Source organism: Synechococcus sp. R55.8 (assembly GCF_047461895.1).
Taxonomy (GTDB): Bacteria; Cyanobacteriota; Cyanobacteriia; order Thermostichales; family Thermostichaceae; genus Thermostichus.
This window is the reverse complement of record NZ_JANSIB010000086.1, coordinates 6828-13325: the sequence shown is the minus strand read 5'-3', so window position 1 is coordinate 13325 and position 6498 is coordinate 6828. Positions and strand designations below refer to the sequence as shown.

The 6498-nt window shown below is 57.8% G+C and carries 7 protein-coding genes; 4 read left to right on the top strand and 3 right to left on the bottom strand.

Annotated features, from left to right (window positions below; genetic code table 11):
- Positions 1 to 209: 209 nt before the first annotated feature.
- Positions 210 to 494 (bottom strand): chlororespiratory reduction protein 7, encoded by a 285-nt coding sequence (locus tag NW829_RS09330; protein WP_414407248.1) that lies wholly within the window; start codon positions 492 to 494, stop codon positions 210 to 212.
- Positions 495 to 617: 123 nt separating this feature from the next.
- Between NW829_RS09330 and trpS the strand changes: the two genes are divergently transcribed.
- The gene (gene trpS / locus NW829_RS09325) at positions 618 to 1613 is read left to right on the top strand and encodes a tryptophan--tRNA ligase (RefSeq protein ID WP_414331708.1); all 996 of its coding nucleotides are present in this window, start codon (positions 618 to 620) and stop codon (positions 1611 to 1613) included.
- A gap of 22 nt (positions 1614 to 1635) precedes the next feature.
- Here trpS and NW829_RS09320 read toward each other — a convergent pair whose 3' ends face one another.
- Entirely contained in the window at positions 1636 to 2652 is a 1017-nt protein-coding gene (locus tag NW829_RS09320) for a DMT family transporter (RefSeq protein ID WP_414416942.1), read from the bottom strand.
- Between the two features lie 95 nt (positions 2653 to 2747).
- On the opposite strand from NW829_RS09320, the gene truB reads away from it, so the two are divergent.
- Both truB and apcB read left to right on the top strand, forming a co-directional pair.
- Positions 2748 to 3647, top strand: coding sequence for a tRNA pseudouridine(55) synthase TruB (truB, locus tag NW829_RS09315; RefSeq protein WP_414416943.1), 900 nt, complete (start codon positions 2748 to 2750; stop codon positions 3645 to 3647).
- Between the two features lie 239 nt (positions 3648 to 3886).
- Positions 3887 to 4390 (top strand): allophycocyanin subunit beta, encoded by a 504-nt coding sequence (gene apcB, locus NW829_RS09310; RefSeq protein ID WP_011433791.1) that lies wholly within the window; start codon positions 3887 to 3889, stop codon positions 4388 to 4390.
- A 22-nt stretch (positions 4391 to 4412) separates the two neighbouring features.
- Here apcB and NW829_RS09305 read toward each other — a convergent pair whose 3' ends face one another.
- Entirely contained in the window at positions 4413 to 5177 is a 765-nt protein-coding gene (locus tag NW829_RS09305; protein WP_414416941.1) for a TIGR03943 family putative permease subunit, read from the bottom strand.
- A 472-nt stretch (positions 5178 to 5649) separates the two neighbouring features.
- Here NW829_RS09305 and NW829_RS09300 point away from each other — a divergent pair, with 472 nt between their 5' ends.
- Entirely contained in the window at positions 5650 to 6441 is a 792-nt protein-coding gene (locus NW829_RS09300; protein ID WP_414416940.1) for an ABC transporter permease, read from the top strand.
- The last annotated feature ends 57 nt before the right edge of the window (positions 6442 to 6498 follow it).

Here is a 6498-nt window from a genome sequence, read left to right as displayed (position 1 = left end):
TATACATTATTTTCAGTATAGTTGAGCTTATTATTGACTAGAGTCATGCTCTACTCTTGCGTTGTATCACGCTCAAGGCGGGATCCGAAACACAACCCCGTACTGCCCGCCCCACCTCTGGTGAGGTTTTTGCTATGCCTGCGGGAGGGGAACTGCAACGCTGCTGCAACGAGGCTGCGAACGGCTTGGCCAAGGAACTTCCGAGCCTGTTAAGACCGTGTCGAGGAGCGCTTGCTCAGGCGCACAGGATGCCACTGCACGGTTTCGCCGGGGGAAACTTCGATCTCACAGGCGGTGTCGATCAGCCGCTGTGCCTGCGCTTGAGGGGTGGGATAGCGGGCCAGATCTGCATCCACCAAGTGGGGATGTTCCTGCAACAGCCGCATGAGAAACTCCTGCAATTCCTCGGGGCTGAGAAATTGCTCCGGCAAGCCCGGGATCAGCAGCACATAGTGGTTGGCAGCACGCAACAGTTCGGGTTCAGAGTCTGACATGGTGTGCGGTTGGGCATCTTCCTTCCATCATGAACCAACAGGTTGCGCCTCTCTTGATATCCTGAAAAAGACTTTCCTTGCTCTTGTCCTCCGTCTTGTTGGCGTTTGAGATTTGCTTTCCCTATGGCCAAGCCGCGCACCCTTTCTGGCATTCAGCCCTCTGGCGAACTGCATTTGGGCAATTACTTGGGGGCGATTAAGAATTGGGTGGCCGAGCAGGAGCACTACGAGAACTTTTTTTGCATCGTCGATCAACACGCCATCACCGTCCCTCAGGATCCCAAGCTGCTGAGGGAGCGAACCCGTTCGCTGTTTGCCCTTTATTTGGCCTGCGGTCTCAGCCTGGAGCATTGCGTGCTATTCGTCCAGTCCCATGTGCCTGCCCATACGGAGCTGGCCTGGCTGTTCAACACCATCACCCCCATGAACTGGGCGGAGCGCATGATCCAATACAAGGAGAAGAAAGAAAAACAGGGAGAGGAGACCAGCGTTGGCTTGTTCAGCTACCCGATTTTGCAGGCGGCGGATATTTTGCTCTACCAACCCAAGTATGTGCCGGTGGGGGAGGATCAGCGGCAGCATATTGAGCTGTGTCGGGACATCGCTCGCCGCTTCAATGACCGTTTTGGAGAGGTGTTTCTGATCCCAGAGGCCCTGATTCGTCCGGAGGGGGCGCGGGTAATGAGCTTGACCGATGGTACGCGCAAGATGTCCAAGTCGGATCCCTCGGATTTCAGCCGTATTCATCTGCTGGATGACCCGGATACCATCCGCAAGAAGATCCAAAAATGCAAGACCGACCCCATTCGGGGCATTACTTTTGACGATCCGGCTCGTCCCGAAGCCCACAATTTGTTGACGATTTACATGCTCACCTCCGGCAAAAGCAAGGAGGTGGTGGCGGCTGAGTGTGCCGAGATGGGGTGGGGGCAGTTCAAGCCCCTCCTTGCCGACAGCATCATCGCTGCCCTGGAGCCCATTCAGCAGCGCTACCGGGAACTGTGGAGCAACCCCGACCACCTGCTCGTTCTGATTCGGGAGAATGCCGCTAAGGCCCGGGCCATCGCCGAGCAAACGCTACAAAGGGTGAGAGAGGCCATGGGGTTCTTGCCCCCCTAAGGGATCCCTGCCCAAGCTTTGATCAGTCGGGGTTGCCATCGCGGATCTCGACGGTGCTCAAGGCGCTCACCAGCCAGTCTAAACCCAGCTCTGAGAGGATCCCTTTCCAGCCCAGGTGGAGGCGCTCCTGCCATTCTTGCCGGTGGTTAATCAAATACACGCAGACCAGAGTGATGCCCACTCCCAGCCATTGCAGCCGCGTCAGCGATTCCCCCAGAAAGGTGCTGCCAAACAGCAGGGCAAAGATGGGGGTGAGGAAGGTCAGGGAACTGAACTCGGTGAGGTTTTCCTGGGAGGCGAAATAGAAGAAGAGGGCATAGGCCAAGGCGCTCCCCATCACCGAAGCGTAGAGAAGGCCCAGCCAGTGGGTTCCGCTCAGGTGTTGCCATTGCTGAGTCTCCGTCAGTCCCGACAGCAGGATCAAGGGCAGGCTGCCCAACACCATGTGCCAGCCCGTCGCCAGCACCGGATCCGCCACCTCCGCCACCTTGGGCATCATCACGGTGCCGATGGCCATCGACAGGGAGGCCATCAACATCCAAACGACGCCGGCCCCCAACTGCAGGGATCCCTCGCCGGATAGGCCGATGAGGCCAATGCCGAAAACCCCCAGCCCCAGGCTCAGCCAGCCCAGGGATCCCATCCGCTCTCGATAAAACCAGGTGGCCATCAGAGCCACCGCCAGCGGCTGCGAGTCAATGAGCACGGATCCCAGGCCTGCCCCTGTCTCTTTCAGCCCTTGGGCCAAAAATCCCTGAAAACAAGTGCCGTCCACCAGCGCAAACGCCAACACCCATAGCCAGCCGCGCAGCCCTCTGGGATGCCAGGCGTGAGAGGCCGCAGAGCCCCGCCCCTGCCAGAGCCGAAAGGCCAGAACCAGGATCCCTGCCGGCAACAACCGCAGAATGGCAATAAAGAGGGGGGTGGTCTCGGAGAGGGCGTCTCGCATCACCACCATTGCTGAGCCCCACAGGAAAAAGGGGGCAATCATCAGGAGGCGTTGCCAGATAGGCTGAAAGAACAGGTCAGACTGAGCCATAGGTGCTTCAAACTTGGAGACGGAAGTTAACCCCATGTTAAGCGCTGGGGCAGCTCAGTTACAAATCTTAACTGTTGATGCATATTATGCCTGGCATGGGATCCCTGGAGGGCTTTCTCAACCTGGACAAGCCGGCGGGGCTCACCTCCCACGACTGTGTGGCAGTGGTGCGGCGGGTCTTGCGCACCCGCAAGGTGGGGCATGGGGGCACCTTGGATCCGGCGGCAACGGGGGTTTTGCCGATTGCGGTGGGACGGGCAACACGCTTTTTGTCGTTTTTGTCGGGAGATAAGGTGTATCAAGCAACCTTCCGATTTGGACAGCGTAGCGACACCGACGATGCTGAAGGGCAGATCCGGTTGGGATCCCCTTGTCCTGGGTTGAGTCGCGAGCAGGTAGAGCAGTGCTTGCGGGAGTTTACCGGCGAGATCTGGCAGGTGCCGCCCCTCTACAGCGCCCTTAAGCGCCAGGGGAAAAAGCTCTACCAGTTGGCCCGGGCCGGCGTGGAGGCTGCGGAACTCCAGTTGGAGCCGCGGCGGGTGGTTATTCAGCAACTGCGGGTCCTGGGCTGGCGAGCCGGAGACTTTCCGGAAGTGGATCTGGAAATTGCCTGTGGCCCCGGCACCTACATTCGTGCCCTTGCCCGCGATGTGGGGGAAAAATTGGGCTGTGGAGGGCTGATGAGCCGGCTGCGACGGCTGCAAAGTGGCCCCTTTCGCATCGCAGAAAGCCTGCCGCTAGAGAGATGGCGGGGATCCGGGGATCCCGCTGCTGCCCTGCTGCCCATCGAGTGGGGATTTGCCGATTGGGGTGCGGTACAGCTCTCTTCCGCCAAAGCGAAGCAGTGGCTGCAGGGTCGGGCCATTCTCCTCGACCGGCCTGTTGTCGATGCCCCTACTTTGCGGGTGCTGGATGAGGAGGGCAAGTTTTTGGGCTTGGGGTACGGTCAGGCAGGCCAGCTCAAGCCGCTGCGGGTGTTGCCGCCGGATCCCTAGAGTGTTGCAGAAAGGTTACATTTTCGTAACAACATTGGCCATTGTCTCAGAGGGAAGTGGGAAAGAAACCCCTGCATGCTAAACTTCTGAGGGCGAAGGGGAGCCTGAAGCGTCGCCGTTGCCGGGCTCTGGCTCGATTTTCCAAGGTTGACCTTTGGATGTTGTCCGGCAAAATCTCTTCTCATTTTTTCATCTCAAGCTACTTTACAAAATAAAGTCACAAGAATGGAGCTGGGGATATGCGGGATGCCGTAACCACACTGATCAAAACCTACGACCTGACGGGCCGCTACTTGGATCGGGAGGCAATGGATGCGCTCAAGGCTTTTTATGACTCGGGGCTGCGGCGCATCAAGGCCGTAAACGTGATCAATCTCAACTCAGTGGATATCGTCAAAACGGCTGCTGCGGCCATGTTCGCCCAGGTGCCAGATCTCATTCGTCCGGGAGGCAACGCCTACACCACCCGCCGCTACGCCACCTGTTTGCGGGATATGGACTACTTCTTGCGCTACGCTTCCTACGCGCTGGTGGCTGCCGACAACAGCATTTTGGATGAGCGAGTCTTGGCCGGCTTACGGGAGACCTACAACTCCCTCGGTGTGCCCATCGCCCCGACGGTGATTGGCATTCAAAACATGAAAACCCGCACCCTGGAGCTGCTTGGCTCTGGCGAAGACTACAGCTTTGTGGCCGAGCCCTTCGATTACCTGAGCGCCAAGCTGAGCGAAACCGATATCTAAACCGATATCTAAGCGCCTGCTCTTATTCGTCGGCATAGGGGTTTGGCGGCACCGGTATCGGCTCCAGCCGCTCGGCAACGATCACCAACTGAGATAATCCATCCCGCTGCTCCACGGCCATGCGCCCCTCCAGACGCAGCCAACTGTCGGCAGTTAACTGCTCTGCCTCTGGCCAGCGCACCGGCAAGCCCACAGGGTAAGCATCGGCAGCACAGCAGCTAACCAAAAACCGGGCAATAACAAAGTGGTCGGGTTGCTTGTCGGGAATGACGAACCCCTGCACCCGCACCGGCTGGTTCTCATAGGTGTAGGGATCCGGGTAAACATCCAAGGTGCGCACCCAGTCCAGCAGAGTACGCTGACGGGGGTCGAGCTTGGGGCGAAAAGCCTGCGGCTGGCTACGAGATACCCCCAGATAGGGAGATACCCCTCGGTTGAGGGCAGTTTGGCTGGAGAGCGGGCGTGGCTCGACCCAAAACCCCAGCAGTGCTGTCAGGATCAACAGTCCTGCGCCCAGCCGCGGCCCCAGTAGCGAGGCATGGACTTCAGAAGAAGGGACTTTGGCTCCTCGCCAACGGCCAATCCCCAAGCCCAACAGACATAGCCCGGCCAACAACGCCACATTCACATAGCCGGGATTGATCAACATCAGCAGGGTGCCCCGCCAGCGATAAACGATCAGCAGGATCCCTAGCAACATCAACCCAACCGCCTCCCAGTAGGCTGTATTGCCCCACCGCAACGGTTTGGACTCCGTCCCGCTGACGCGACCGACAGGCCGAGACATACCCTTGGTTTTCGCGTGCGGTTCCTCTGGATTTTGTTTTTCTCGAAGACGACCAGAACTGCTTTTGGGCATGGGTTGCAGCTTTTTCACACCACTCCGAGCCTAAGTTTAGCAATCCTCGCGGAAGTGCCCACTGCCGGCGTTGGGGAATGCCTGTGCTGCCAATTTCCCAGTCACAGGTATCGGGTTGCCCGAATAAGGCAAGGACTCCGTCCCCCTAACGCGAACAGCAAAACATTTCGTTTGGCTCACGTTCTTTGATTGCCGTCTTTACAGCTTCAGGGATCCCATCATCAATTCAACAAATCCAGCCACAGATAACCTCACATTGATATCCCATTGATAACGGACTTTAGCGTGATGGACAGGGTTGTAGGCGGGTGTATAAAGCCTAGGGAGTTGCTGCAATTTTGGCGGTCTGCTCTACAGTGGGATAGAGACAACTGAGATACCACACACGAATGTTGGCCGAATGTTGGCAAGGATACCCACCTGGCTGCGGGGAGTCAGCTATGCCATCTATGGCTTTCTCTACCTGCCAATTCTGCTTATTGCGGTCTATTCCTTTAACCGCGCCCGCTTTGGGCTGGTATGGACGGGCTTTACCTTCGATTGGTACTTGGCTCTCTTTCAGAATGCCCTGGTCTGGCAGGCCACGCAAAATACCCTCGTCCTGGCGTTGGTCAGCACGCTGGTCAGCACGCTGCTGGGATCCCTGCTGGGCTATGGGCTGTATCGCTATCGCTTCCCCGGTAAAAAGATCCTGCAGGGGCTGATGCTGTTGCCGGTGATCGTCCCCGATATTGTGATGGCCATCGCGCTGCTGCTGTTCTACCAGTTTGTGCGCTTTTACACGGGCCTCTTTGAGCTGGGCTTGGGGACGATGATCTTGGCCCACATTACGTTTCAGATTGCTTTTGTGGCTATTGTGGTGCGCAGCCGTCTCCAACTTTTGGATCCCGCCCTGGAAGAAGCAGCCTATGACCTCTATGCCAACACCTGGCAAAAGCTACGCTATGTCACCTTGCCCTTGGCCATGCCAGGGATCCAAGCTGCCGCTTTGCTGGCTTTTACCCTTTCGATAGATGATTTTGTCATCTCCTTTTTTACCAGTGGCCCCGAAAGCCAGACCCTGCCGATTTTGATTTACAGCACGGCGCGACGAGGAGTTACCCCGGAAATCAATGCCCTCTCCACCTTGATCATTCTGGTTACCTTGATCTTGGTCGTGGGCTTCCCCCTGCGGAGTGCTCCGCACCGCTGACGCGAACAGCCGCTCCCGCCTGGGATCCCGCTAGCCGTTCTCGACAGTTCCCCCTCT

Excerpts from the sequence above, each read along its gene's own strand:
- apcB (WP_011433791.1), top strand. The coding sequence starts at position 3,887 with ATGCGGGATGCCGTAACCACACTGATCAAAACCTACGACCTGACGGGC.
- NW829_RS09320 (WP_414416942.1), bottom strand. The coding sequence starts at position 2,652 with ATGGCTCAGTCTGACCTGTTCTTTCAGCCTATCTGGCAACGCCTCCTG.
- truB (WP_414416943.1), top strand. The coding sequence starts at position 2,748 with ATGGGATCCCTGGAGGGCTTTCTCAACCTGGACAAGCCGGCGGGGCTC.
- NW829_RS09300 (WP_414416940.1), top strand. The coding sequence starts at position 5,650 with ATGTTGGCAAGGATACCCACCTGGCTGCGGGGAGTCAGCTATGCCATC.
- NW829_RS09305 (WP_414416941.1), bottom strand. The coding sequence starts at position 5,177 with ATGTCTCGGCCTGTCGGTCGCGTCAGCGGGACGGAGTCCAAACCGTTG.
- NW829_RS09330 (WP_414407248.1), bottom strand. The coding sequence starts at position 494 with ATGTCAGACTCTGAACCCGAACTGTTGCGTGCTGCCAACCACTATGTG.
- trpS (WP_414331708.1), top strand. The coding sequence starts at position 618 with ATGGCCAAGCCGCGCACCCTTTCTGGCATTCAGCCCTCTGGCGAACTG.